This is a genomic window from Bradyrhizobium zhanjiangense, assembly GCF_004114935.1.
GTDB lineage: Bacteria > Pseudomonadota > Alphaproteobacteria > Rhizobiales > Xanthobacteraceae > Bradyrhizobium > Bradyrhizobium zhanjiangense.
Map to the genome: position 1 here is coordinate 745,207 of NZ_CP022221.1, position 26,205 is coordinate 771,411.

24 protein-coding genes are annotated in these 26,205 nt (G+C 64.7%); 11 read left to right on the forward strand and 13 right to left on the reverse strand.

Annotated features, from left to right (window positions below):
* Window positions 1-4 precede the first annotated feature (4 nt).
* The 3 genes from XH85_RS03555 to XH85_RS03565 are packed head-to-tail and all read right to left on the reverse strand — an operon-like array spanning window position 5 to window position 3,210.
* Complete coding sequence (locus tag XH85_RS03555; RefSeq protein WP_128930766.1) at window positions 5-1,561, reverse strand: MDR family MFS transporter; 1,557 nt, start codon at window positions 1,559-1,561, stop codon at window positions 5-7.
* Window positions 1,562-1,565: 4 nt separating this feature from the next.
* Window positions 1,566-2,735, reverse strand: coding sequence for an HlyD family secretion protein (locus XH85_RS03560; RefSeq protein ID WP_128930767.1), 1,170 nt, complete (start codon window positions 2,733-2,735; stop codon window positions 1,566-1,568).
* On the reverse strand, window positions 2,728-3,210 hold the full coding sequence (locus XH85_RS03565; protein ID WP_091896610.1) for a MarR family winged helix-turn-helix transcriptional regulator: 483 nt from the start codon (window positions 3,208-3,210) through the stop codon (window positions 2,728-2,730). Before XH85_RS03565 ends, XH85_RS03560 begins: the two co-directional genes overlap by 8 nt.
* A 157-nt stretch (window positions 3,211-3,367) precedes the next feature.
* Between XH85_RS03565 and XH85_RS03570 the strand changes: the two genes are divergently transcribed.
* From XH85_RS03570 to XH85_RS03590, 5 genes are all read left to right on the forward strand, one after another.
* Complete coding sequence (locus XH85_RS03570) at window positions 3,368-3,862, forward strand: Fur family transcriptional regulator (RefSeq protein ID WP_128930768.1); 495 nt, start codon at window positions 3,368-3,370, stop codon at window positions 3,860-3,862.
* Window positions 3,863-3,897: 35 nt separating this feature from the next.
* A complete protein-coding gene (locus XH85_RS03575) occupies window positions 3,898-4,851 on the forward strand; it encodes a DMT family transporter (RefSeq protein WP_128930769.1) in 954 nt (317 codons plus the stop codon).
* 12 nt (window positions 4,852-4,863) lie between these two features.
* Window positions 4,864-6,147, forward strand: coding sequence for a flavodoxin-dependent (E)-4-hydroxy-3-methylbut-2-enyl-diphosphate synthase (ispG, locus tag XH85_RS03580; protein ID WP_128930770.1), 1,284 nt, complete (start codon window positions 4,864-4,866; stop codon window positions 6,145-6,147).
* 260 nt (window positions 6,148-6,407) lie between these two features.
* On the forward strand, window positions 6,408-7,304 hold the full coding sequence (locus XH85_RS03585; protein ID WP_164940164.1) for a TauD/TfdA dioxygenase family protein: 897 nt from the start codon (window positions 6,408-6,410) through the stop codon (window positions 7,302-7,304).
* Between the two features lie 110 nt (window positions 7,305-7,414).
* The gene (locus tag XH85_RS03590; RefSeq protein WP_128930772.1) at window positions 7,415-8,113 is read left to right on the forward strand and encodes an N-acetylmuramoyl-L-alanine amidase; all 699 of its coding nucleotides are present in this window, start codon (window positions 7,415-7,417) and stop codon (window positions 8,111-8,113) included.
* Between the two features lie 34 nt (window positions 8,114-8,147).
* On the opposite strand, the gene XH85_RS03595 is transcribed toward XH85_RS03590, so the two are convergent.
* The 3 genes from XH85_RS03595 to XH85_RS03605 form a co-directional block, all read right to left on the reverse strand.
* The gene (locus XH85_RS03595) at window positions 8,148-9,755 is read right to left on the reverse strand and encodes a Na+/H+ antiporter (protein ID WP_128930773.1); all 1,608 of its coding nucleotides are present in this window, start codon (window positions 9,753-9,755) and stop codon (window positions 8,148-8,150) included.
* A 48-nt stretch (window positions 9,756-9,803) separates the two neighbouring features.
* Complete coding sequence (gene bla, locus XH85_RS03600) at window positions 9,804-10,661, reverse strand: class A beta-lactamase (protein WP_128930774.1); 858 nt, start codon at window positions 10,659-10,661, stop codon at window positions 9,804-9,806.
* 222 nt (window positions 10,662-10,883) lie between these two features.
* Entirely contained in the window at window positions 10,884-11,258 is a 375-nt protein-coding gene (locus XH85_RS03605) for a nuclear transport factor 2 family protein (RefSeq protein ID WP_128930775.1), read from the reverse strand.
* 93 nt (window positions 11,259-11,351) lie between these two features.
* Here XH85_RS03605 and XH85_RS03610 point away from each other — a divergent pair, with 93 nt between their 5' ends.
* Together XH85_RS03610 and XH85_RS03615 are read left to right on the forward strand one after the other, a co-directional pair.
* Window positions 11,352-11,780, forward strand: a complete 429-nt coding sequence (locus XH85_RS03610; protein WP_128930776.1) for a GFA family protein — start codon at window positions 11,352-11,354, stop codon at window positions 11,778-11,780.
* 169 nt (window positions 11,781-11,949) lie between these two features.
* Complete coding sequence (locus tag XH85_RS03615) at window positions 11,950-13,758, forward strand: caspase family protein (protein WP_128930777.1); 1,809 nt, start codon at window positions 11,950-11,952, stop codon at window positions 13,756-13,758.
* Window positions 13,759-13,898: 140 nt separating this feature from the next.
* On the opposite strand, the gene XH85_RS03620 is transcribed toward XH85_RS03615, so the two are convergent.
* Both XH85_RS03620 and XH85_RS03625 read right to left on the reverse strand, forming a co-directional pair.
* Window positions 13,899-14,582: a DUF1345 domain-containing protein gene (locus XH85_RS03620; RefSeq protein ID WP_128930778.1), complete on the reverse strand. Its 684-nt coding sequence runs from the start codon at window positions 14,580-14,582 to the stop codon at window positions 13,899-13,901.
* A gap of 172 nt (window positions 14,583-14,754) precedes the next feature.
* On the reverse strand, window positions 14,755-15,678 hold the full coding sequence (locus tag XH85_RS03625) for a polyprenyl synthetase family protein (protein WP_128930779.1): 924 nt from the start codon (window positions 15,676-15,678) through the stop codon (window positions 14,755-14,757).
* 161 nt (window positions 15,679-15,839) lie between these two features.
* On the opposite strand from XH85_RS03625, the gene mtgA reads away from it, so the two are divergent.
* The 3 genes from mtgA to XH85_RS03640 all read left to right on the forward strand — a co-directional run bounded on the left by mtgA (window position 15,840) and on the right by XH85_RS03640 (window position 17,641).
* The gene (mtgA, locus tag XH85_RS03630; protein WP_128930780.1) at window positions 15,840-16,514 is read left to right on the forward strand and encodes a monofunctional biosynthetic peptidoglycan transglycosylase; all 675 of its coding nucleotides are present in this window, start codon (window positions 15,840-15,842) and stop codon (window positions 16,512-16,514) included.
* A 169-nt stretch (window positions 16,515-16,683) separates the two neighbouring features.
* Window positions 16,684-16,866: a 50S ribosomal protein L32 gene (gene rpmF, locus XH85_RS03635; protein WP_007598106.1), complete on the forward strand. Its 183-nt coding sequence runs from the start codon at window positions 16,684-16,686 to the stop codon at window positions 16,864-16,866.
* Window positions 16,867-17,008: 142 nt separating this feature from the next.
* A complete protein-coding gene (locus XH85_RS03640; protein WP_164940165.1) occupies window positions 17,009-17,641 on the forward strand; it encodes a hypothetical protein in 633 nt (210 codons plus the stop codon).
* Here the strand turns inward: XH85_RS03640 and XH85_RS03645 are convergent, their stop codons facing one another.
* Window positions 17,642-17,902: a hypothetical protein gene (locus XH85_RS03645; RefSeq protein WP_164934874.1), complete on the reverse strand. Its 261-nt coding sequence runs from the start codon at window positions 17,900-17,902 to the stop codon at window positions 17,642-17,644.
* A gap of 221 nt (window positions 17,903-18,123) precedes the next feature.
* Here XH85_RS03645 and XH85_RS03650 point away from each other — a divergent pair, with 221 nt between their 5' ends.
* Window positions 18,124-19,818: a bifunctional diguanylate cyclase/phosphodiesterase gene (locus tag XH85_RS03650; RefSeq protein WP_128930782.1), complete on the forward strand. Its 1,695-nt coding sequence runs from the start codon at window positions 18,124-18,126 to the stop codon at window positions 19,816-19,818.
* Window positions 19,819-19,923: 105 nt separating this feature from the next.
* Here the strand turns inward: XH85_RS03650 and XH85_RS03660 are convergent, their stop codons facing one another.
* The 4 genes from XH85_RS03660 to XH85_RS03675 all read right to left on the reverse strand — a co-directional run bounded on the left by XH85_RS03660 (window position 19,924) and on the right by XH85_RS03675 (window position 26,120).
* Complete coding sequence (locus XH85_RS03660; protein ID WP_128930783.1) at window positions 19,924-21,432, reverse strand: tripartite tricarboxylate transporter permease; 1,509 nt, start codon at window positions 21,430-21,432, stop codon at window positions 19,924-19,926.
* Between the two features lie 4 nt (window positions 21,433-21,436).
* A complete protein-coding gene (locus tag XH85_RS03665) occupies window positions 21,437-21,922 on the reverse strand; it encodes a tripartite tricarboxylate transporter TctB family protein (protein WP_128930784.1) in 486 nt (161 codons plus the stop codon).
* A gap of 148 nt (window positions 21,923-22,070) precedes the next feature.
* Window positions 22,071-23,048, reverse strand: a complete 978-nt coding sequence (locus tag XH85_RS03670; protein WP_128930785.1) for a tripartite tricarboxylate transporter substrate binding protein — start codon at window positions 23,046-23,048, stop codon at window positions 22,071-22,073.
* A gap of 204 nt (window positions 23,049-23,252) precedes the next feature.
* Window positions 23,253-26,120 carry a PAS-domain containing protein gene (locus XH85_RS03675; RefSeq protein WP_128930786.1) on the reverse strand — a complete coding sequence of 956 codons (2,868 nt, stop codon included), beginning with the start codon at window positions 26,118-26,120 and terminating at the stop codon, window positions 23,253-23,255.
* Window positions 26,121-26,205 lie beyond the last annotated feature (85 nt).

Genomic DNA, 26,205 nt, shown 5'->3' on the forward strand with positions numbered 1-26,205 from the left:
CTGCCTACTCCATCACCGCGTGCTCCGGCCCCGCGGCCTGCTTGCGCAGTGTGGCCTTGGTCGAGCCGATCAGCAAAGCGAGCGGGATGGTGCAGAGGATAAAGACCATCACCAGCTGGTAATCGTGCGCGAAGGCGATGATCTGCGCCTGCACGCTGACCATTCTGTCGGCCATGGCGCGGCCGGCGTCGGTGGAGAGATTGATCATGCCGCTGACGCTGGGCATCTGGAGCGCGTGGTTGAACGGGTTGATGTGCTCGGAGAGGATCGCGTAGGTCCGCCGCGTCCCCTGCGTCAGCTCGGCGATGACGACGGAAATGCCGACCGAGCTCGCGACGTTGCGCATCAGGGTCAGCATCGCGGTGCCGTCGGTGCGCAGATCGTTCGACAGCGTCAGGAACGCCACGGTCGAGAGCGGCACGAAGACGAGGCCGAAGCCGAAGCCCTGGATGACGCTGACGGTGACGATCTCCGGCACCTGGGTCAGGTCGGTCCAGCCGGTCATCTGGAACAGCGAGCCTGCAGTCAGCGCCAGCCCTGTGATGATCAGCGTGCGCGCCTCGAAATAGCGCATCATGCGGCCGACCAGCATCATGGCGAAAAAGGTGCCCAAGCCGCGGCTCGCCAGCAGCAGGCCGGCGGTGATGATGGGATAGCCGATCACGTTCTGCATGTAGGGCGAGGCCAGCGCCATGGTCGAGAACAGCACGAGTCCCATCACGATCATGAACACGCAGCCGGTGACGAAGTTGCGATCCCGAAACAGCGCGAAGCGGATGAACGGCGTCGAGGTCGTGAAGGAATGTGCGAGGAAGAAGTAGAAGGCGATAGCGGAGACGATGAACTCCGCCAGGATCTCGTTGGATTCCAGCCAGCCCAGCTGCTCGCCGCGGTCGAGCGCGAGCTGAAGCGCGCCGATCGCGATCGCCAGCGCGGCGAAGCCGAACCAGTCGAATTTGAGGCTGAAATCCTTCCGGGTCTCGTCCATGAAGACGATCAGCCCGAGCACGGTGATGGCGCCGAACGGCAGATTGACGAAGAACACCCAGTGCCAGGAATAGGTCTCGGTGAGCCAGGCGCCCAGCGACGGTCCCATGATCGGGCCCATCATCACGCCCATGCCCCAGATCGACATCGCCTTGGCGCGTTCGTGGAGCGTGTAATAATCCAGCATCACCGATTGCGACAGCGGCACCAGCGCGGCGCCGAACACGCCTTGCAGCAGGCGGAACAGCACCATCTGGTTGATGTCCTGCGCGAGGCCGCACAGCACCGACGCCATGGTGAAGCCGGCCGAGCAGATGATGAAGATGCGCTTGCGGCCGAAGCGGTTGGCGATCCAGCCGACCGGCGCCGTCATGATCGCGGCGGCGACGATGTAGGAGGTCAGCACCCAGTTGATCTGGTCCTGCGAGGCCGAGAGCGTGCCCTGCATGTAGGGCAAAGCGACATTGGCGATGGTGGTGTCCAACGCCTGCATGATGGTCGCGGTCATGGCGCAGATCGTCACCATGTTCCGGCGCAGGCCGGGGACCATCAGGCTGGCATTGGGGCCGGACATCGGATCAGTCCTTGTCGTGGTCCTGGCCCGCTGTCGCCGACAGGCCAAACAGGCCGGCGAGTGAGCGCCGGTGGCCGGTGTCGATGGTGGCGTAGACGCTCATGCCGGCTTTCAGCTTCCGCACGTATTTGTCGGTCTCGTCGAAATAGATCCTGACCGGCACGCGCTGCACCACCTTGACGAAATTGCCGGTGGCATTTTGCGGCGGCAGGATCGCGAATTGCGCGCCGGTGCCGGGCGAGAGCGAGCCGATCTTGCCCTTGAAGACGTGATTCGGGAACGCGTCGACCTCGAGCGTGACGGGCTGGCCTTCTGCCACATAGGTGAGGTCGCTCTCCTTCGGATTGGCGTCGACCCAGGGATGCGCGACGTCGATGATGGAGAACACGGGCGCGCCGGCGGCAACGTAACGGCCGAGCTGAATCTGCTCGACCTGCGTCGCCACGCCGTCCATCGGCGCGCGCAGCACGGTGTGGTCGAGGTTGCGCTGGGCGTCGTCCAGCTTGGCTTTCGCCTGCGCGTAGGGCGGGAACTGCTCCAGCGGCAACGCGGGATCGCCGAGCAATTGCGTCTTGGCGTTGGAGAGCTGCTGCTTGATGAATTGCGCCTGCGCGCCCGCGGTGACCAACGCATTCGCCGCGTTGTCGAGATCGAGCTGCGAACCGTAATTGTTCTTCACCAGCGCCTGCTTGCGCTCGACGTCGCGCTGCTTGAGGTCGACGCCCTGTTGGGCAAGGTTGAGCATGTCGCCATAGATCTTGATGTTGGCAACGAGGTTGTCGTAGGTCGTGCGGGCCTGGGCGAGCTGTGCCTTGGCTTCATCTACCGCGTGGCGGAAGGGAACGGGGTCGATCTCGAACAGCTCGTCGCCTTGCTTGACGACCTGACCTTCTTTCACGACCACCTTCTGGATCTTGCCGGAGATGTCGGGCGTCACCAGCACCTTCTGCGCGCCGACATAGGCGTCGTCGGTGCCGACATAGCGGCCGCCATGCAAATAGAAGGTGATGCCGCCGATGGCGACGATGACAGGCAGGACGACCAGAAGCAGGAAACGGCGATAGCGGCGCAGGCCCGCCACCAGACGGCGGCGGGGGTCGCTGCCGGCTTTCTTGGTCGGCTTGCCGCTGTCGCTCTTCTGCTCGGGCTGGAACTTGAGAACCTGATCAGCCATAGCGCTGCTCCCTACGCGCTTGCTCCGCGCCGCTGGTCTGGGTCGCGTTCCGCACGTTTTCCTTGATTGTTTCGAGTTGGGTGAGGAGGCGGTGCGCATCAGCCGGGGCGATGCCATCGAGCGCGTTGGCGGTGATTTCGGACCGGAGCCCGCTCATCCGGCCGAGCAGCTGCCGGCCGGCCTTCTTCAGGTACAGGCGCTTGACCCGGCGGTCCGAGGCGTCGCTGCGGCGTTCGATCCAATCATTGTCGCAGAGCTTGTCGATCAGGCGCGTCAGCGTGATCGGCTGCACCTCCAGGAGCTCGGCGAGCTCCGACTGCTTCATGCCCTCGCTGCGCTCCACCTTGGCCAGCACCGCCCATTGCGCGCGGGTGATGCCGAAGCGCGACGCCTCCTTGTCGGCATAGACGCGCAGCAGGCGATAGAGCTCGGCGAGCGTGAACAGGAAGTTCTGGTCGACAGACCCGCGGGTCATGAGCTTAATCTCCAATGAGCCTGCAATATAATAAGCAAGCTTATGATTATTCCAGCGCAGATTGATGCGACGCTGTCCCGCAGCGAGAGCATGGCTGACAGCCATCCGAAGTGTCGCGCTTTGGGTTCCCTCGCCGAAATGCTAGAAAATGGGCCGCATGACCCTCGCAAAGCCGGCATTCCCCGCGCCTGACCACGATCACGGCCGCTGCACTGCGGATGCGCTGGCGCATGCCGAACAGGTCTGCGAGCAGCGCGCGCAGAAATTCACGCCGATACGCCGTCAGGTGCTCGGGGCGCTGCTCTCCAGCCACCGTCCACTCGGCGCCTATGAGGTGATCGACGAGCTCGCCAAGTCGATGGCGCGACCGGCGCCGATCACGGTCTATCGTGCCCTCGATTTCTTGATGGCCAACGGCCTCGTGCATCGCATCGAGAGCCGCAATGCCTATCTCGCCTGCGCCGCCCATGACCACGACGCGACCTCGGCCGTCGCGTTCCTGATCTGCGAGCGCTGCGGCCTGGTCGGCGAGATCCCGTCGGCCTCCTTCGCCAAGGATCTCAATGCCGCCGCGCGCAGCTCAGGCTTCGCCCCCAAATTGTCCGTGGTGGAGATCACGGGCGTCTGCACCCATTGTCAGAAAGCTGCTTAAAGCAACAACGGCACAAAGCCGGTATTCGGGAAGAGATGTCCTCGCCACAAGCCATACCATCCGCCGCACGTCCCCTCAGTGCCGGCGCCATCGCCCTGATGCTGATGCTGTGCCTGACCTGGGGGTTCAACCAGATTGCGGTGAAGCTGGTGCTGCCGGACATCCCGCCGATGCTCCAGGCCACGATCCGCTCAATGGGCGCGCTGCCGGTGCTGTTCATCATCGGCACCTTACGTGGCGTCAATTTCTTCGAACGTGACGGCACCTGGAAGCCCGGCCTCATCGCCGGACTGATGTTCGGCATCGAGTTCGTTCTGATCTTCCAGGGCCTGCGCTTCACGCCGGCGTCGCGCGCGGTCGTGTTCCTCTACACCGCCCCGTTCTTCGTCGCGCTCGGCTCCTACCAAGTGCTCGGCGAGCGGCTCGGCGGTACGCAATGGCTGGGGCTCGCCGTGAGCTTTGCCGGCGTCGCACTCGCCATCGGCGTGCCGCAGCCGGATGTCGATGCCAAGGTGTTGCTCGGCGACCTCATGATCGTCGGCGGCGCGGCGTTGTGGGCGGCGACCACGCTGGTCGCCAAGGGCACGCGGCTGCGCTTCGCCGCGCCCGAGAAGGCGCTGGGCTACCAGGTCGCGACCTCGATCCCGATCCTGGGGCTGGCAGCCTGGCTGTTCGGCGAATCCATCACGCACACGCCGGCGCCACTATCGCTCGCCCTCATGGCCTTCCAGGCGATCTGGGTGGTGGGAACCACGTTCACGCTTTGGTTCGCGCTGGTGAAGGCTTATTCGGCCAGCAAATTGTCGGCTTTTACCTTCATCACCCCTTTGTTTGGCGTGGTCGGTAGCTATTTCATCATGCACGACACCTTAAGCCTGACATTCGGGGCCGCTGCGGTCCTTGTAATTGTTGGGCTTTTTCTGGTTAACCGTCCGAACCAAACGGCTGCGGCGCCGCGCGATGCATTGCTGAACGTCACCAAAACCTGATATTTGGACCCCATGAACAAGCTCGAAAACACCATCGATTCCGACCTCGCGGGCCCCGCGCCCCGGCACAAGACCACCCAGGTCAAGGTCGGCGACGTCTCAGTGGGCGGCGGTGCACCGATCGTCGTGCAGTCGATGACCAACACCGACACCGCCGACATCGACGGCACCATCGCCCAGGTCGCAGCGCTCGCGCGCGCCGGTTCCGAAATGGTTCGCATCACCGTGGACCGCGAGGAAGCCGCTGCCGCCGTTCCGCATATCCGCGACGGCCTCGCCAAGCGCGGCATCAGCACGCCCTTGATCGGCGACTTCCACTATATCGGCCACAAGCTGCTTGCGGCCTATCCGGCCTGCGCCGAGGCGCTCGCCAAATACCGCATCAATCCCGGCAATGTCGGCTTCAAGGACAAGCGCGACACCCAGTTCGCCGACATCATCGAGATCGCGAACAAGAACAACAAGCCGGTGCGCATCGGCGCCAATTGGGGCTCACTCGACCAGGAACTGCTCACCAAGCTGATGGACGAGAATGCTGCCTCGGCCGATCCGCGCGACGTGCGCGCGGTGACGCGCGAGGCCATGGTGCAGTCGGCGCTCTTGTCAGCCGCGCGCGCCGAAGAGCTCGGCATGCCGAAGAACCGCATCATCCTGTCGGCCAAGGTCTCGGCGGTGCAGGATCTGATCGCGGTCTACCAGGATCTCGCCTCCCGTTCCGATTATGCCATCCATCTCGGTCTGACCGAGGCCGGCATGGGCTCGAAGGGCATCGTGGCGTCCTCGGCCGCGCTCGGCATCCTGCTGCAGCAGGGCATCGGCGACACCATCCGCATCTCGCTGACGCCGGAGCCCGGCGGCGACCGTACCCGTGAGGTGCAGGTCGGCCAGGAGCTGTTGCAGACCATGGGCTTCCGCACCTTCGTGCCGCTGGTCGCGGCGTGTCCCGGTTGCGGCCGCACCACCTCGACCACGTTCCAGGAACTGGCCCGCTCGATCCAGGATTTCATCCGCGACGAGATGCCGACCTGGAAGACGAAATATCCCGGCGTGGAAGAGCTCAACGTCGCGGTGATGGGCTGCATCGTCAACGGTCCCGGCGAATCCAAGCACGCCAATATCGGCATCTCGCTTCCCGGCACCGGCGAAGCGCCGGCCGCGCCGGTGTTCGTCGACGGCAAGAAGTTCCGCACCTTGCGCGGGCCCACGATCTCCGCCGACTTCAAGGCGCTGGTGATCGACTACATCGACCAGCGCTACGGCCAGGGCGCCAAGGTGCCGGTGACGGCGGCGGAGTAGTTTTCTCTACTCTCGCCCCACACACCTCCGTCGTCCCGGACAAGCGCGCCGCAAGCGCGCGCAGATCCGGGACCCATAACCACAGAGTCTGTGGTTATGGCAGGTCGTCACTCCGAGTCTTCGCCAAACCTAACCCTGTGGTTATGGGTCCCGGATCTGCGCTTACGCTGTCCGGGACGACGGCCATGTTTGCAGTGCAGATTGCACATCCATCGCCGCGCGCTACCATGCTCTCAATCAAAATGATCGGGAGACACGCCATGAGCTCACTCGCCGGCAAGCAAGGTCCGCGCTATCGCCACACCGCCGATGACGGCGCCCCTTATGAGACCATCGCGGTCGAAAAGCTCACGCCCATCATCGGCGCGGAAATCTCCGGCGTCGACATCGGCAGGCTCGTCGAGGGCGATAGCCGCTCCAACCGGCAGATGGACGAGATCCACCGCGCGCTTGCCGAAAACCTCGTGATCTTTTTCCGCGACCAGCACATCACGCCCAAACAGCATCTCGCCTTCGGCCGGAAGTTCGGCGAGCTGCATTTTCATCCGGCCGCACCGCACGAGGACGAAGACCCGGCGCTGATGAAGATCTACGCCGACAAGGACTCGCCGCGCGCCAACGGCGAGGGCTGGCATTCGGATGTGTCCTGCGATCTCGAGCCGCCGATGGGCTCGATCCTTTACATCAAGCAATGTCCGCCGCGCGGTGGCGACACGCTGTTCGCCAACATGTATGCGGCCTATGACGCCCTCTCGGATCGCATGAAGGCCTATCTCGACGGCTTGTCCGCGCTGCATGACGGTGAACCGATCTATCGCGGCCTCTACGCCAACTACGGCGTCGCCGACCGTCCCTCCTATCCGCATGCCGAGCACCCGGTGGTGCGCACGCATCCGGTCACGGGCAGGAAGGCGCTCTACGTCAACCGCGGCTTCACCCGCCACATCAACGGCATCCCGCGCGACGAGAGCGATGCGATGCTCGCTTATCTCTACCTGCATGCCGAGAACCCGCTGTTCCAGTGCCGCTTCCGCTGGACCGAGAATGCCATCGCCTTCTGGGACAACCGCTGCACCCAGCACCGCGCGATGTGGGACTACTGGCCGCATACGCGCTCCGGCACGCGGGTGACGGTGAAGGGGGAGCGGCCGGTGTGAGGAGGTCGTGGCGCTCGATCGCCGCTATCGCCATTTCGCTGATCCCGTTCTTGCTCTTGTCGGTTGACGATAGCCAGGCGGCCAGGACGCGGAAGGCTGCAAAGACGCAAATGAGGGCGGCAGCGCCGGCCAAATGCGAGATGCCGAAATTCCGGATCGTCGTGGATGTCGGACACACCCCGGACTCCTACGGCGCGTTGAGCGCGCGCAATGATCCGGAGTTCGGCTTCAACTTCCGTCTCGCAAGTCTGATCGCAGCAAAGCTCAAGTCCGAAGGCTTTGCCGCAACCCGCCTGCTCGTCACGGACGGCAAGGCGAGGGCGAGCCTGTTCAAGCGCGTCAGTGCCGCGAATGACGGCCGGACCGATCTGTTCCTCTCGGTCCATCACGATTCGGTGCCGGACAAGCTGCTCGAGAGCTGGGAATTCGACGGCGCCAACAGCTATTTCAGCGACCGCTTTTCGGGACATTCGCTGTTCGTGTCGCACCAGAATCCGCACTTCGCCACCAGCCTGTTGCTGGCCCGGATGATCGGCAGGCAGTTGAAGGAGCAGGGCCTGCACTATGCGAGGCAATACACCCTTCCGGTGATGGGCCGCTACCGGCACCAGCTGCTGGACAAGGACGTCGGCGTCTACCGCTACGACGGGCTCGTCGTGCTCTCGCGGACGAGAAGCGCCGCGGTGCTGCTCGAGGCCGGCTCGATCATCAACCGCGACGAGGAGATGGAAATGAATTCGTCGGAGCGGCAGGACGCGGTTGCGGGGGCCGTTGCGGCCGCGATGAGGGAGTTTTGCGAGCGGCGGTAGATTGCTTCGCTGCGCTTGCAATGACGACAGGAAGCTACAGCGGCGCGCCCCGATACTCTCTGTTTGCCAAACTCGCCTCCTCCAGATCGAGATCCCGCTCGATCCGCCGCCGCGTCTCGTCGGTGATCTGACCGTCGCGCAAGAGGTCGTGGATGAATTTGCGCTCGGCGACGATCAGCTCCCGGGTCAGTGCGATGCCGGCGGCGGAGACGTCGTGGTGGGTGGGATCGAGCAAATCCGGAAGCTGATTGATGCGGATCTCGTGGCGGGCACGAAGGAGCCGCATCACCTCGTCCGATACCTCCTTCTCCGCGGTCAGCGCGTCGAGCGACCTCAGTGCGGCGTCAAGCGCCTGGCGGCGTGCTGCGATCTCGGCCTCGTGCTCGCTGACATGCTCGTTGCGGCCGGCCTCGGCAATGCCGAGCCAGCGCACCACTGGCGGCAGCGTCAGGCCGACGCCGATCAGCGTGATGAAGATGACGCCGAAGGCGACGAACAGAATCAGGTCACGGTACGGAAATGCTTCGCCGTCCGGAAGCGTGAACGGCAGCGCCAGTGCCGCCGCCAGCGACACCGCGCCGCGCACGCCGGTGAAGGCGAGCGTGAACGCCCATTGCCAGGGCGGCGACGGATCGCGCTGGCGCAGCGATTTGCTGAGCATCCGCGGCAGATAGGTCGCGGGATAGAGCCAGGCGAAGCGCGCGATCACGACGATCACCAGAACCACGGCGGTCGCGATCAGGATATCGTCGAGCGGAAAGGCCTTCGACTTCTCGTAAAGCGCGCGCATCTGGAAGCCGGTGAGCAGGAACAAGAGGCCCTCGATCAAATAGATCACGAGGTCCCAGAAGAAGATGCCCTGCAGCCGCGTCGCGGAAGAAATCAGCAGCGGACCGTTCCAGCTCACATAAAGCCCGCAGGCGACCGTTGCGATCACTCCGGAGCCGCCGACATGCTCGGGCAGCCAGTAGGAGACGTAAGGCGTGATCAGCGACAGCGTGAGCTCGACCTGCGGATCACCCGACCATTTGCGGAAACGCAGGGAAAGCCACCCGACGCCGATGCCGAAGGCGATCTCGCCGGCGATGATGAGGAGGAATTCGCCGGCCGCCAGCGGCAGCGAGAAATGCCCGACCATGATCGCGGCGAGCGCAAAGCGGTAGAGGATCAACGCGGTGGCGTCGTTGGCGAGCCCTTCGCCCTCGAGCACGACCAGGATCCGGCGCGGCATGTGCAGCCGGCGCGCGATCGCGAGCGGCGCCACCACGTCGGGCGGCGCGACGATGGCCCCCAGCAGGAAGCCGATGGTCCACGGCAGGCCGATCATGTAATGCGTGGCGGCCGCCACCATGGCTGCAGTGAAGATCACCGCGCCGACTGCGAGCAGCACAATCGGACGCAAATTCTTCTTGAACTCGCGCCAGCTCATGGCGACGCTTGCCGAGTAGATCAGCGGTGGCAGCACCAGCAGCAGCACCAGCTCCGGCGGCAGTTCCACCGATGGCATGCCCGGCACGAAGGCGAGGCCGACGCCGGCCAGCATCAGCAGGATGGCGGGGGCGACGTTGAAGCGGCGTGCGGCCAGCGCCACGCCTGCCAGCACGGCCAGCAGGATGAGAAAGGTCTGAAACTTCGCTTCCATGACGGTCTGTCTTGACCCGGAAGCGACTGCTGCGTCAATGCGCGCGGCTCACGCCAGCCGCTCGGCCACCATCCGCCCGATCCGCGCGAACGCCGCCGCGATCTGTGCGGCGCTCGGCGTGCCGCCCTGGGTATAGGCCGCGATCAGGATCGGGGCATCCGGCCGCGGCCACACCACCGCGATATCGCCCGATGCGTCCTTGCCGTTGTTGCCGGTCTTGTCGCCGATCCTCCAGCCTGCCGGCACGCCGCCGCGCAGCCGGTTTGCGCCGGTCTTGCAGTTCACGATCCATTCGGTGAGCTGCGCGCGCGAGGTCAGTGACAATGCTTCCCCCAGCACGAGGCGGCGCAGGTTTCCGGCCATCGCCGCCGGCGTCGTGGTGTCCCGGGGATCGCCCGGCCGGGAGCGGTTGAGTTCGGGCTCGTTGTGGTCGAGCCGCGAGGTGGTATCGCCGATCGATCGCCAGAACGCGGTGAGCGCGGCCGGCCCGCCGATCCGCGCCAGCAGCAGATTGGCGCAGGTGTTGTCGCTGAGCTCGACGATCGCCTTGCACATCTCAGTGACCGACATTGCGCCGGCCGCGAGATTTTGCTTGGCAACCGGCGCGTACTCCAAGAGGTCGGCTTGGCCGTAAGGAATCATAGCCGCAAGCTGCTCCTCGCCGCGATCGACCCGCGCCAGTACACAAGCGGCGAGCGAGGCCTTGAATGTCGAGCACATCACGAACCGTTCGTCGGCGCGCCAGGCGAGCTTTGCGCCGGTCGCGAGGTTCTCCGCATAGACCCCGATCCGCCCGCCGCTCTCGCGTTCGTAGGTTTCGAGCTCAGGCGGCGCAGCCGCGGCAAGCGCGGGAGAAGCGGCCATCCAGCACAGCGAGGCGAGCAGGGCGCGGCGATCGAGAGACATGGGGGACTTTCGGGCGAGTGTGGCAGGGAGATGTAGCTTATGCTCCATCCGCACCGTCATTGCGAGCGCAGCGAAGCAATCCAGAGTCTCTCCGCGGAGGGATTCTGGATTGCTTCGTCGCAAGGGCTCCTCGCAATGACGTGTGGCGAGAGTTGGCCCCGCACTGACGGAGAATAGAAGAGAGCGAGTCCGAATTCGGGCAGCGGAGGGTCGAGAGACCCTTCACTCCCTCAGGTCGTACCGATACGACTTCGACACGATCTGCCAGCCGTCGGCGAGTTTCATCGCCACCAAATAGTCGGTGAAATAGCGCGGCGGCAATTGGCACCGGACCTTGATGAAGGCGGTGTTGTCGTCCGAACGGTCGATGGTGACGATGAAATCCTCGCGCGGCTTGCCTTCGGCCTTGCCGGAGGGGCGCTTGCGCACGCGGTCGAGCCAGTCCGGCACGGTCAGCACCTGCAATTCGCCCTTCTCGACCCAGCGCAGGTCGGCGGAGGGATGGAAGATGGCGCCGAGCTTTTCGGCGTCGCCCTCATAGAGGCCGTCGAAATAGGATTGCACGACGGCTTCGACACTTGAACGATTTGGGCTCATGGGTCATCCCTTCGAATGATGGCTTGGGGTGAACTTAGTCGTGCGCATCAAAATGCGCTATGGGTGTCTGTCGCCAATTGCGAGGACGCTGAAATGACCGCATCAGAGAAATCGAACGCCCGTATCCTGATCGGCGAATGCTATTGCCGCACCGTGCGCTTCGAGGTGGCGGATGCGTTCTCCTATGCGATGAACTGCCACTGCTCGAACTGTCGCCGCACCACCGGCGCCGCCTTCAAGCCGTTCGCCGGCATTACCCAGGACCAGCTCCGCATCGTCAGGGGCGGCGACCAGCGAATCATTTTCGGCGACGACACCACCCATGACGCGCACTGCGCCCGGTGCGGCTCGCTGCTCTATTCCCGGGTGCGTGGAGGAGCATGGGTCCATGTTGCCATGGGAACCCTGGTCGATACCCCCTCGATCCGGCCGAGCGCCCATATTTTCGTGGGCTCGAAGGCGCCCTGGCATGAAATTACGGACAATCTGCCGCAATATCGGGAGCACATCGGCGTTGTCTGAGGGAACCCGATCCTCCCGGCGAACCCGCGATCCCGCTGGTGCGACAAACAAAAGTGGCCTTTCCGCTTGTCGTTGGCACCTTCGTGACCTCCATCACAAGCGCCCGCGGTGGATCTTGCTAAAGCGGTCCCAAAGGGCCCAAGCGGCCCCGAATTTCGGAAGTCGTGTCATGCGCAATTTGCTCAGACTTTGTCCGCTTCTCCTCGCCCTCGCGCTGCTGCTCGGCGCCCAACCTGCTTTCGCCGGCAAGCGCGTTGCGCTGGTGCTCGCCAATTCGGCCTATCAGCACGCGCCGTCGCTGGCCAATCCCGTCAATGACGGTTCGGTGATGGCGAAGACGCTGAAGGAGGCCGGCTTCGATGTCGTCGATTCCCGGCACGATTTGTCGGCGCTGGATACGCGGCGGGTACTCCGCGACTTTGCGGATGCGACCCGCGATGCCGACATCGCCGTGGTCTACTATGCCGGCCACGGCATCGAGGTCGAAGGCTCCAACTATCTGATCCCCGTCGATGCCAAGCTCGAGCGCGACACCGACGTCTACGACGAGGCGCTTTCGCTCGATCGCATCCTGGTCGCGGTCGAGCCCGCAAAGCAGCTCCGCCTGGTGATCCTGGATGCCTGCCGCGACAATCCGTTCGGCAAGAGGATGAAGCGCACGATTGCTTCGCGCGGCATCGGCCGCGGCCTCGCCCAGGTCGAGCCGACCAGCCCCAACACGCTGATCGCCTATTCGGCCAAGGCCGGCTTCACGGCGCAGGACGGCGACGGCGCCAACAGCCCGTTCACGGTGGCGCTGTCGAAGCATCTGACGACGCCAGGCCTCGACGTCCGTCGCGCCTTCGGCTTCGTGCGCGACGACGTGCTCAAGTCGACCGGCAACAAGCAGGAGCCGTTCGTCTATGGCTCGCTCGGCGGCGAGGATGTTCCGCTGGTGCCGGTGAAGATGACGGCTGCGGCCCCCGCGCCTGCGGCGAACCCGCAGGCCGATATCCGCCGCGATTACGAGCTCGCGCTCCAGGTCGGCAACAGAGCGGCGTGGGATGCCTTCCTCGCCCAGCATCCCGACGGTTTCTATGCGAGCCTTGCCAAGCTCCAGGTCGAGAAGATCGGCGCCGAGCAGGCTCATGCCGCGGCGATCGCGAAGGCGAAGCAGGCCGAGGCCGAGCGCGATCGTCTCGCCGCCCTCGGCGCGCAGAAGGATGCGCAGGTCAAGGCTGCGGCCGATGCGAAAGCCGCCGAACAGGCGCAGCTTGCCGCCCAGAAAGCGAAGGAGCAGGCGCAGCAGCAGGCCGCCGTGGCTGAGCAGCAGCGCGTCGACCTCGCCGCTGCGGCACCGGGCGCTGCCCCGGCCAGCACGGCCAGCACCAACGTCGCCGCGCTGACGCCTGCGATTGCACCGGCCGATCTCAGCCGCTCGGTGCAGACCGAACTCGGCCGCGTCGGCTGCTTCTCCGGGCAGGCCGACGGCAATTGGAATACGTCGTCGCAGCGGTCGCTGTCGCAGTTCAACCGTTATGCCGGCACCAAGCTCGACGTGAAGGTGGCGAGCACCGATGCGCTCGATGCGGTCAAGTCAAAACCGTCGCGCGTCTGCCCGCTGGTCTGTGAGCACGGCTTCAAGGCCGACGGCGACAAGTGCAGCAAGATCGTCTGTCGTGACGGCTATGCGGTCAACGACGACAATGAGTGCGAGAAGCAGCGTGCCGCCAAGCCCGCAACGGCCAAGCGTGTAACTGCCAAGCGCGACGACGGAGATGAGCGTCCTGCACGGCAGCGTCGGCAGTCCGCTGGCGCAGCGGGCGGTTATGGCGCCGCTGCCGGCATTGCTGCTGCCGCTGGCGCCGGCCGCGCGACAGGTGGCGGGCAGGTCTACTGCAATAGCGGTGGCTGCCGTCCGGTGCATCGCGGCTGCCGTCTCGAATATCGCGGCGGCGGCGGCCCCGGCAACGACGCCAATGCCGAGGTCTGTTACTAGCGATCGCGGTATCCCCACATGGTCGTCCTGGCGAAAGCCAGGACCCATTGCCACCGGCCTTGATTTGGCAACTCAGCGCAGCAACTTCTCCCTGGGGTAATGGGTCCTGGCTTTCGCCAGGACGACTCCCTGGAGTGAGTTCAGGTCGCAATCGCGCTTGCAGCGATGTTCACCGTCAGCGCCAACAACGCCGTGTTGTAGATGAAGGACACGATGCCGTGCGCCGTCGCCGTGCGGCGGATGGTCTTGTCGGTGATGCCGACGTCGGAGACCTGCGCGGTCATGCCGATCACGAACGAGAAATAGACGAAATCCCAATAATCGGCGTGGTCTTCCTTGTCGCCGCTCGGAAACTGAAGGCCTCCTGCCGTACCGTGCCGATAATAATCATGCGCGTAATGCAGCGCGAAGGTCGTGTGCACCGCAGCCCATGACAGCGCGATCGTGGTGATCGCGATCGTCAGCTCCAGGACGCCGCGATGCGACGTGCCGAGCTCGGAGACGATCGCCGCGATGCTGGCGAAGGCGCCGGTCGCCGTCACCAGCAGGATGACGAAGCGGCCGTCGTCCTGCATCGCGGCGGCGCGACGGATGTGCTGGTGGTCGTTGCACAGCATCATCGCATAGACCAGCACGAGATAGACCGCGATCAGCGCGTCCCAGCCGAACAAGAGCCGCGTCACCAGCCGGTGCGTGCCCGGCAGCAGCAGGCAGACGAGGACGCCGATAGCGAGTGCGATGAACGTTCGCGGCCGGGCATAAAGCAGCCGCATCGGCCGCGACATCTGGCGGAAGCGGACGAGGACGGGATCTTCTTTTTGCATGCAGATCGTCCGGTAAGTCCTGAGCGACATCGCTGGTGCGCTCCCTCCCCCGCTTGCGGGGGAGGGTTGGGGAGAGGGTGTCTCCACAAGCGAAAACCCCCGAGGGGAGAGAGCCCTCACCCGCGCCTTCGGCGCGACCTCTCCCGCAAGCGGGAGAGGTGCAAACCCAACGTCAGTTCTTCCGTTCGGCGACGAAGCGCGCCGCGGCTTGCAGCACGGCGGCGCGGTCGCCGAAGATCGACACGGCGCTGTCGGCGCGCGCGAGCAGGTCGCGCACGCGCTGCTTGGCGCCTTCGATGCCGAGCTGGGTGACGAAGGTGGTCTTGCCGAGCGCGGCGTCCTGGCCCGAAGGCTTGCCGAGCGCTGCCGCATCGCCTTCGACGTCGAGCAGGTCGTCCGCGATCTGGAAGGCCTCGCCGAGCGCGCGGCCGTAATCGTCGAGCGCCTGGTATTCTTTCTGCGAGGCCTGGCCGAGGATCGCACCGGCGATGCAGCCATAGCGCAGCAGTGCGCCGGTCTTCATCTGCTGAATACGGGCGACATCGATCGGTTCGTTGCCGCCGAAGCGGCCTTCGCCGGCGAGATCGAGGATCTGGCCACCGACCATGCCGCCAATGCCGGCGCAGCGCGCCAGCGCGCGCGTCAACAGCAGCCGCACATTGGCATCGCGATGGATCTCGTCGCGGGTGACGATGTCGAAGGCGAGCGTCAACAGGCCGTCGCCGGCGAGGATCGCGGTGGCGTCGTCGGTCTGCTTGTGCAGGGTGGGGCGGCCGCGGCGCAGGTCCGAATTGTCCATGGCCGGCAGATCGTCATGGATCAGCGAATAGCAGTGAATGCATTCGAGCGCGGCGCCCACGAGCAGTGCCGCTTCGCGCGGAACGCCGAATACGGTCGCGCTCTCGACCACAAGGAACGGCCGAAGACGCTTGCCGCCGTTCAGGCTCGAATAGCGCATTGCGTCCATCAGTCGCTTGGGCCGGGCGATCTCGTCGTGCAGGATGTCGTCCGACAGCAGGCGCCCGAGCAGGGCCTCGGTGTCATCAGCGGTCTTGTCCAGACGTTTGGCGAAATCGGACGGGGACGTGCCGGTCATCAAGAAGGGCTCCAGAACTAAAATTCGGCCGGACAATCCTTTATGCGCCCGCCTCAGTCAATCGTTTGGAAGGCCTAAAAAGTGCTGGAAAAGGCCAGAATTATCACAGACTTAATGGCCCAGCCCGTGGCCGCGTTTCATTTTGCGCCGGAAAGGTCGATTTGCGCATCGTCAAGATCCTGCTGGTCGTGCTCGCGGTCGTGGCTCTCGCGCCCTATGTGATCGCGCCGTTTTACCGGACCGGCCATCCGGTTTCGACGCTGATGGCCTGGCGTTCGCTTCGGGGCGCGCCGATGCAGCGGCAATGGATCGATCTGGCGGCGATGTCGCCCTATCTGCCGCGGTCGGTGGTGGCAGCCGAGGACGCCCATTTCTGCAAGCATCGTGGCATCGACTGGGGTGCGCTGCGTGAGGCGATCGATGACGCCCAGGAGGACGGTACGCCGTTCCGGGGCGCCTCCACCATCACTCAGCAGGTCGCAAAAAACCTGTTCCTCTGGCAGGGGCGGGACTTCGTCCGCAAGGCGCTGGAATTCCCGCTGGCGCTGTGGATCGACCTCGTCCTGCCCAAACCGCGGATCCTGGAGATTTACCTCAACATCGCAGAGCTCGGTCCACAGGGGCAGTTTGGCGTCGAAGCGGCCAGCCTCTATGCCTTCGGCAAGTCGGCCGCCAACCTCTCCCCCCGGGAAGCCGCCCTTCTGGCCTCGACCCTGCCCAATCCGGTCAAACGCAGTGCCCGGACCCCGGGACCCGGTGTCAGGCGGCTGGCGGCGACCTATATGGCGCGGGGGCAGGCGAGCTCGCTTGCGACCTGCTGGCGCGAAAATCGCTGATTTCGGGCCCATTTCGGGCGTATTTTCCGGCCCAAGAGCCTAGCTTTACGGCCAGCCTTCCTCTATAAGCGCGGCCTTGATCGGCATTCAGCTCGCCTCGTATTGCGGGTGCTGAGCCGTCCTTTCGCGGACGATGCCCTGATGACACCAATCCCTAGAGGATATTGAAATGGCCGTTCCGAGAAGAAAAACCTCGCCGTCGCGCCGTGGCATGCGCCGCTCGGCAGACGCCATCAAGAAGCCGACCTATGTGGAAGACAAGGACTCCGGCGAGCTCCGTCGTCCGCACCATCTCGACCTCAAGACCGGCATGTACAAGGGCCGCCAGGTCCTGAAGAAGAAAGAGTCCTGAAGGCAGGACCTTTCTTTAGGCGGGAGGATTGGGCCCGCCTGATTTCGGCCAACCCATGAGATAGACGGTGACGGCGGCGGAGCAAATGCTTCGCCGCCGCATTGTCCTGTCCGGATATCTTGATCGAGAAGGCATTTTGCCGATGGTCGGTTTCCCGCTGCTTCTGATTCCGCTCGCGGTCTACAACATCATCGCCTTCCTGATGCCGACGGTGTCCTTTACGGACGTGCTGTTCAAGGTGCCGATGGTGTCCGGTGAGACCTGGCCGGTTACGCTCGCCGACCTGCTGCTCGCGCTCGGCGTGGTGCTGCTGCTGCTCGAGGTGGTCAAGGGCGCGCGGCCCGGCTCGAAATTCCTGATGGATCACCTGCTGTCGCTGATCGTGTTCGGCGCGGCCGCCGCCGAATTCGTGATGTGGCCCAAATTCGGCAACTCCACCTATTTCCTGCTGGTGCTGCTCGCGATGGCCGACTTCCTCGGCGGCATCGCCCAGCGCACGCGCCGTCGCGTCACCTATGTCGCCGAGACGACGGTGGCGGCGCCACGCAAGGCCAAGCGCCAGGAAGCGCCGGAGGAGGATGTGGCGTCCGAGCGCAAGTTCGAGCCGGTGATTGCGCCGCAGCCGGCACCGTCGGCGCAATCCGTCGCCGAATCCGTGCTGATGGATCATCCGGCGCCCAAGCCGGTGCAGGGCGCGCCCTCGCCGGAAATCCCCTCGCCGCAGCTTCAGCCGGGCAACGGCACGCCGTCCTCTCCCGACGCGCCACCGCGCTGATCAAGCCACCTGCCGTGTCCGCGCGCTGACGCTTTGCAGCGGGCGCTTGCTGCCATAGGCCATCAGCGCGTCTTCGGACGAGGCGCGGCGAAGCCGGCTCGTCTGGGGCATGTGCTCGGCATTGGCGATCAATTGGGTGACGAAGCTGGGATCGGGGCGCGGCAGCGGCGCCTTGTGGACCCATTGCAACGTCGGCATCAGCGGCACGAGGCCCGTGCCCGTGCCGTTGTCCGCCGCGTCCGATCGATCAGTACTCAACATCGCAATCACCGTTGATCCGGCCGGATTGTCGCATTTCGGGACGCTGGCGCCGGTGCGTGTCATGTACTCGCAAGCCCTATGCCGGCTGGGCCCGATTGGTTCCCCGAGGTCGGCAAACGTGGTTTCCAAATTGTTTATCAACTTTGCCTAGGGTCGAGGGCGAATCTGGCTTTATTCTGTGCCGGCTCAGGACTTTCCCACTGTCCCGAAACGAGGCGATTTTGACTCCAGCATTGCCGCAAGCCTCCGACATCCTGGCCGCGCTCGGCCAGGCCGTGTTCGCCTGGGACATCGCCAGCGACGTCATCGTCTGGGGTGAGCAGGTCAGCGCCGTCTTCCCGGGCATTCCACCCGAGCGGCTCGCCACCGGGGTGGAATTCGCCAAGCTGATCGAGCCGGCGCAATCGCTGCGGACCGCTGCGCTGGCACAGACCTCCGCCGTGCACGGTGCCGACGGCACACCTTACCGGGTCGAGTACGGCGTGCGCATGAGCGCCTCCGATCCCGTAGTCTGGATCGAGGAGACCGGCCGCTGGTTTGCCGGTCCCGACGGCCGCCCCACGCGCGCGATCGGCTCCGTCCGCATCAACAATGAGCGTCACGCCCGCGACGAGGAATTGAGGAAGCTGGCCCGGCTCGATCCCTTGACCGGCGAGCTCAACCGCTCCCATCTGATCGCGTCGCTGGCCGAGGCGATCGAGGAGACGACCCGCTTCCGCTCGACCGCAGCCTTCATGCTGGTCGGCATCGATCATCTCGCCCGCGTCAACGACGCCTTCGGCTTCGACGTCGCCGACGCGGTGATCCTCGACGTCGCCAAGCGCATTCGTGCGCGCTTGCGCGGCGGCGACGTGCTCGGCCGCTTCTCCGGCAACAAGTTCGGCCTGATCCTGAAGAACTGCACCGTCGACGACATGAACGTTGCCGCCGAGCGCTTCCTCGCCGGCATCCGCGACGAGGTGGTGCCGACGAAATCAGGCCCGGTCTCGGTCACCGCATCGATCGGCGCGGTCAGCGTGCCGCGCTATGCCCGCAACACCGACGAGGCGGTCAACCGCGCCCATGAGACGCTGGATGCCGCCAAGCGCCGCCGCGTCGGCTCGTTCGCGACATGGCGCCCGGATGCCGCGCGCGACGCGCAGCGCCGCGTCAATATCCGCGTCACCGACGAGATCGTCACCGCGCTGAACGAGCGCCGCATCAAGCTCGCCTATGAGCCGGTAGTCTCCGCCGCCTCGCGCGAACGCGCCTTCCACGAGTGCCTGGTGCGGATGGATCAGGGCGATGGCCAGGTGCTGCTCGCACCCGACATCGTGCCGGTCGCCGAACGGCTCGGCCTGATTCGCCTGGTCGATCATCGCGTGCTCGAGCTCGTGGTCGCCGAGCTTGCGGCCGCGCCCGACATCTGCCTCAGCCTCAACATCTCGCCTGATACCACCATGGATCCGGACTGGTGGGCGGGGATCGAGTCGCTGATGCTGGCCCATCCCGGCGTCGCCGAGCGGCTGATCGTCGAAATCACCGAAACGGTCGCGATCCAGGACATCGACGACGTCCGCGGCTTTGTCACGCGGCTGAAGAATTTCGGCAGCCGCATTGCCATCGACGATTTCGGCGCCGGCTACACCTCCTTCAGGAACCTGCGCAAGCTCGGCGTCGACATCGTCAAGATCGACGGCGCCTTCGTCCAGAACGTCACCCGGTCCGCCGACGACCGCGCCTTCGTGCACACCCTGATCGACCTCGCCCGACGCCTCGATATCAAGACGGTCGCCGAATGGGTGCAGGACGAAGAGACCGCAAGCATGCTGCGCGATTGGGGTTGCGACTACATCCAGGGCCGTTTGATTGGACTGGCGTCTGCCGAGCGGCCGTGGGCGGCTTCAACGGATAGTGCGCTGCCTGCTGCAAGCTGAGAAGCCGTAGGGTGGGCAAAGCGAAGCGTGCCCACCATCGTGCTGTGTCGTTGGAAAGATGGTGGGCACGGCGCAAGCGCGCCTTTGCCCACCCTACGAAATCTCTCATGCCCCTTCGTCCAATGCCACCAGCTCGCGCTTCTTGCGCAGCGCGGGCAATAGCGGCGCGATCAGCAGCACCGTTGCGAGTGCAAGGCAGGCCGCCGAGATCGGCCGCTGCACGAAGGTCCAGAGATCGCCCTGCGACAGGATCAGCGACTTGCGCAGATTGTTCTCCAGCATCGGTCCGAGCACGAAGGCGAGCACGAGCGGCGCCGGCTCATAGCCGAGCTTGCGCATGAAATAGCCGATGATCCCGAACGCGATCATGACGTAGACGTCGAACACGTTGTTGCTCGAGCAGTAGACGCCCAGGATCGTGAACAGGATGATCAGCGGGAACAGGATGTTGTAGGGCAGCTTCAAGAGCTGCACCCACATGCCGATCATCGGCAGATTGAGGATCAGCAGCATGACATTGCCGATATACATGCTGGCGACGATGCCCCAGAACAGGCCGGGATTCTGCGTGATCAGCAGCGGTCCCGGCTGCAGGCCATGAATGACGAAGGCGCCGAGCAGCAGCGCCATCACCACGTTCGGCGGGATGCCCAAAGTCATCAGCGGAATGAACGCGCCGCCGGCCGCTGCATTGTTGGCGGATTCGGGGCCCGCGACGCCCTCGATCGCGCCGTGGCCGAACCGCTCTGGCGTTTTCGACAGCCGCTTCTCCAGCGCATAGGACGCGAACGAGGCCACCACGGCACCGCCGCCCGGCAGGATGCCGAGCAGAAAGCCGAGCAGGGTGCCGCGCGCCACCGGGCCGGCACTCGCCTGCCAATCCGCCTTGTTGGGCAAGAGTTGTGTGATCTTGGCGTTGATGATGTCGCGCTTGATCGCCTGCTCGGTATTGAGCAGCACCTCGGCAACGCCGAACAGGCCCATCACGACGGGCACGAGGCCGATGCCGTCGATCAGCTCCATGCGGCCGAAGGTGAGCCGCGGCTGCGCCGTGATGCTGTCGAGGCCGATCAGGCCGAGCACGACGCCGATGCAGGCCATCAGCAGCGCCTTCGGCATCGAGCCCTGCGTCAGGAAGGTGAGCACGACGAGGCCGAGCACCATCAGGCTGAAATACTCGGCCGGGCCGAACGCGATGGCGATGCTGGCAAGCCTGGGCGCCACCAGCATCAGCGCGACCAGCGCGAAGGTGCCGGCGATGAAGGAGCCGAACGCGGAGATGCCGAGCGCGGGGCCGGCGCGGCCCTGCTTCGCCATCTGGTGGCCGTCGATGCAGGTGACGACGGAGGCCGCTTCGCCGGGGATGTTGACCAGGATCGAGGTGGTCGAGCCGCCATACATCGAGCCGTAATAGATGCCGGCCATCATGATGATGCCGGATTCCGGCGTGCCCGAGAGTGTCACGGGCAGCAGCAGCGACATCGCCGAGATTGGGCCGATGCCCGGCAGCACGCCGACCAGCGTGCCGATGAAGACACCGATGAAGCAATAGAGCAGGTTGATCCCGGTCAGCGCGACGCCGAACCCATGGGCGACATTGGCAAGCGTATCCATGCGATCAGCCGATCCCGAACAGGCCCGAGGGCAGCTGGATCAAAAGCAGCCGCTTGAGCACCCACCACATGCCTGATGGCACCAGCACCGCGATCGGAATCGCCAGCGTCCAGCGCACGGGATCGATCAGGCGCAACAGCAGCAGCATCAACGGGATCGACGACAACAGGAATCCCAGTGGCTCCAACGCGAACGAGAAGGCGGTGAGGCAGGCGATGACGAGAAGAGGCTTGCTCCAGCGCACATTTTCCCAGCGGGAGGCCAGCGTTGGCCCGCCCTCGGTGATGGCCGAGATGATGATGGAGGTTGCGAACACGCAGATCAGGATGCCCGTGTAGAACAGCACGTAACCGGAGCCAGGATCGTTGATGGTGCCGAGCTTGAGCTTCAGCCCCGACCAGATCACGAAGCCGCCGAGCGCGAGCCCGATCAGCCCGCCCCAAAGTTCGGAATTGCTGAGGCGGAGTTTGACGTTGGTTTGGTTGGTCATGTGAGATACCTCTCGACCACCGTCACCCTGAGGTGGCCGCTTCTTCAGCGGCCCTCGAAGGGCGACGGTGCCCGTCTGCATCCTTCGAGGCGAGCCGCAAGTGCGGCCCGCGCCTCAGGATGACGCCGGCATGTGTGGCAGCAGAACTCTACTTCTTCGCAAGCCCGAGCGTGTCGATCACTTTGCGCTCAGACTCCGTGACCTCGACGACGAACTTCTTGTAGTCCTCGGTGTTCTTGTAGTTCGGCACCATGTCGTATTTGGCGAGCGTTGCCACGACGGCGGGGTCCTCGACTGCCTTCTTGAAGGCATCGTGCAGCTTGGCGACGATTTTGGGATCCATTCCCTTCGGGCCGGCGATGCCAAACGGGGAATCATAGACCATGGGATAGCCGAGCTCCTTCAGCGTCGGCACATCGGGGTAATTCGGCGAGCGGGCACCGGTCCACACCATCAATAACCGCAGCTTGCCGGCATCGACCAGCGGCCGCCATCCCGTGGAATCAGCCTGAAGCATCGTATGCTGCCCCAGGACCGCGGCGTTGGTTTCCGCGCCGCCCTTAAAGGGGACCTGGGTCAGCTTGATGCCGGACATCGCCGCGATCTGCTCCATGCCGATATGCAGCGAGGTCCCGGTGCCCGGCGTCGCGTAGGTCACCTTGCCCGGGTTCGCCTTGGCGAACTCCACCACGTCCTTCCAGCTCTTGAACTGGGATTCCGCGTTGGTGGTGACGCCGAAGGTATAGCCGGTGAGATGGATGATGTAGGTGAAGTCCTTGGCCGGATCCCACGACACCTCCTGCATCAGAGGCAGGCGGAAGACGGTGATCGGGATCTGCGAGATGGTGTAGCCGTCCGGCTTCGCGCCCGCGGCCATTGTCGCAGGTCCCACCGTGCCGCCGCCGCCGGCCTTGTTGTCGATCACGATGGGCTGTCCCAGGACCTTCGAAGCGCTGTCCGCGATCGCGCGCATCGAGATGTCGGTCGAACCGCCGGCCGGCCATGGCACGATCAGCGTGATCGGTTTGGTCGGATAGTCCTGCGCGCTGGCGGCAGTGGAGAGCACTGCGCCCATGACCGCATGCATGGCGGCAAAGGCAATCGTCTTCAGCCCGTATCGCGACATCGAAACGCCTCCCTCGCAGCGGCCTCGCTCGGGCCGCCATCTCTCGTTCTTGTGGGGCGATTGTTTCCGAAATCACGAGAGAAGAAAAGCGCCATTGCGCGTGTGCCAGGCAAGGGCGAGACGCCAATTCCGCCGGAAACCATCCATGCGACAATTGGTCGTTTGGAGGCGTGCCGAGATACGGAATTTGAGTGGGGAAAGCCGCTACGCCACGCGGCGGACTGCGCTCAGCGTCTCGATGGTGCCGCCGACCTCGGCCGCCGGGCACGGCTTGCCGAAATAATAGCCCTGCACGGCGGTGCAGCCGCATTCGCGCACGAAGTCGAGTTGCTCGGCGGTCTCCACACCCTCCGCCGTAGTCTCGACGCCGAGCACGGAGCCGAGGCTGGCGATGGTGCGGACGATGGCAACGCTTTCCGGGCTTTCGCCGAGCGTGCCGACGAAAGAGCGGTCGATCTTGATGCGGTCGAACGGAAATTTGCGCAAATAGCTCAGCGAGGAATAGCCGACGCCGAAATCGTCGAGGCTGACCCGCACGCCGAGTGCGCGGAGCTGGTGCAGGATCTCGATCGTCGCCTCGCTGTCGTCGAGCAGCGCCGTCTCGGTGACCTCGAGCTCGAGACGTTGTGGCGGCAGGCCGGCTTCCGCAAGTGCGCTCGTGACCATCGCCACCAGGCCGCGCGAGCGGAACTGCACCGGCGACAGGTTTACCGCGACGGTGCCCCCGGGCCAGGAGACGGCGGTCGCACAGGCGGTGCGCAGCACCCATTCGCCGATCGGGACGATCAGCCCGGTCTCCTCCGCGATCGGAATGAAATCGGCCGGCGAGACGAAGCCGCGCGAGGGATGTTTCCAGCGCAACAGCGCTTCGAAGCCGGTGAGCTCGGAGTTGTCGAGCCGTACCTGCGGCTGGAACACGAGGTGGAATTCACGTGATTCCAACGCGCCGCGCAGATCCTGCTCCAGCGCGTGCCGGCTGCGCGCCTCCTCTTCCATCTCGGGCTCGAACAGCTGATAAGCGCCGCGTCCCTTGGCCTTGGCCTGGTAGAGGGCGAGGTCGGCGCATTTCATCAGTTCGTCGGCATCGAGCCCGTGATCGGGCGCGATCGCGATGCCGACGGAGACGCCGACATGGATCGACTGGCTTTCCAGCGGCGGCGGATGGCCGATGATCTCGACCAGGCGACGGGCGAGCTTTTCAGCCGCTTGTGGCTGCGGTCCGCGCTGGAGTACGGCAAACTCGTCGCCGCCGAGCCGCGCGACGGTATCATGCTCGCCGACATTCTCCTTTAGTCGCGCCGCAACCCAGCGCAGCAGGCGGTCGCCTGCGGCGTGGCCGAGGCGGTCGTTGACAGTCTTGAAATTGTCGAGGTCGAAATACAGCACGGCCATTGCGCCGCCGGCGATCGCGACATGGTTCAGCCCTTCACCCATCTTCTCGCGGAACAGCGTGCGGTTGGGCAGGTCGGTCAACGAATCGTGGCGCGCCATGTGCGCGACGCGGGCTTGGGCCTTGTGGCGCTCGGTGACGTCCTCATAGGTGACGACCCAGCCGCCAAGCTCCATCCGCTTGTGATTGAGCTTGATGATGCGGCCGTCGTTCAAATGGCGGTGCAGCGTGTGCTCGCCCTCGCGCAGCCTCTCGACATAGTCGGCATAGAGCCGCGCGCCTGTGGTGTTCGGATCAATGCCCAGTTCGCAGCTATGCTCCATGATCTCGCGCATCGAGACGCCCGGTTTCACGATCTCGGGCGACAGCCCGTACATCTCGATATAGCGGCGGTTGCAGACGATGATGCGCAGGCTCGAATCGAGCATGCACAGGCCCTGGCTCATGTTGTTCAGTGCGGCGTCGAAACGTCGATACTGCTCGCTCAGCTCCTCAATCGCGCGTTCGCGTTCGGTGATGTCCTCGTAGGTGGCGACGAAGCCGCCGTCTGGCTGCGCGCAGTAACGCACCGAGATCACGGAGCCATTGGACATGCGCCGTCGCATCGACGAGGAATCGCGGTTCGCAATCCTTGCGCTGGCGGCTTCCAGGAGCTGTTGCGGGCTGTATTCGGAAGCGAATGCGCCGTTCGCCATCGAACGCTCGATCAGCTCGGAAAGATGCGTGCCGGGCCGGGTCTCTTCGGGCGACAGCCGGTAGATCTTGCGGTAGTTTGTATTGCAGACGCGGAGCCGCATGTCGCTGTCGTAGAAGGCGAGTCCGTGCGCCATGTTCTCCAGCGCTGCATCGAGGATGAAGTTCTGCTGCCTCAGCGTCTCCTCGTATTGCAGCCGCTCGGTGACGTCTTCGTGCACCGTCACCCAGCCGCCGTCGGGCAGGAAGCGGGAGACCGCCTGCACCATCCGCCCGTCATAGCGCATCACCAGCAGGGTTTTTGCCTTCCTGGCGCGCACGTCGTCCAGCCTGGTGTCATGGAATTCATCGGCCGACATGCCCGGCAGGTTGCCGCGCGAAAGCCAGTGGTCGATGGCCGCGCTGTGCGTGACGCCCGGCTTCATGATCTCCGGGTCGAGGTTGTAGAGCTTCAGGAAACGTTCGTTGCAGACGACGACGCGGCTGTCGGCATCGTACATGATGAGGCCGTGCGACATGTTCGCGAGCGCGTGCTGGCTGCGCTCGGTCTGCACGCGCAATTCCGCCTCGAGCCGGGCGAGACGACTGACGTCGTCGCAGATCGTCATCCAGCCGCCGCCGGGGAGGGGCTTCAACTCGAGCGCCATGACGAGGCCGCTTGCAAGCCGCTGTTCGGTGCGGAATGGTTTGCCCGCTGCGATTTGCGCAATCCGCGCCGAATACAGCGCATCGAGCTCGTCCTGGGGGAAGTTCCCGCGTGTCGCGCTGTGGGCAAGCACCTCGCGATAGCTCGTGCCCACCCGCACGATATCGGCCGACATGTCGAACAGCGTGAGGTAGCGCTGATTGACCAGCACGATCCGGTTGTCGGCATCGTAGACGCAGACGCCCTGCTCCATGTGGTCGAGCGCAAGCTGGCCGAGCGCGATCAGGGCCGCGGGGGCCTGTTCGCGGTGTGCACCATGCTCATTGTCGCAGGTCGACATCATGGGAGTCGTGGATCTCGGCGGGCAATAGACTTAACGCAACGTAATTCAGCCGCGGAGGGTAGCGAAGAGGCCGGAAAATTCCCTT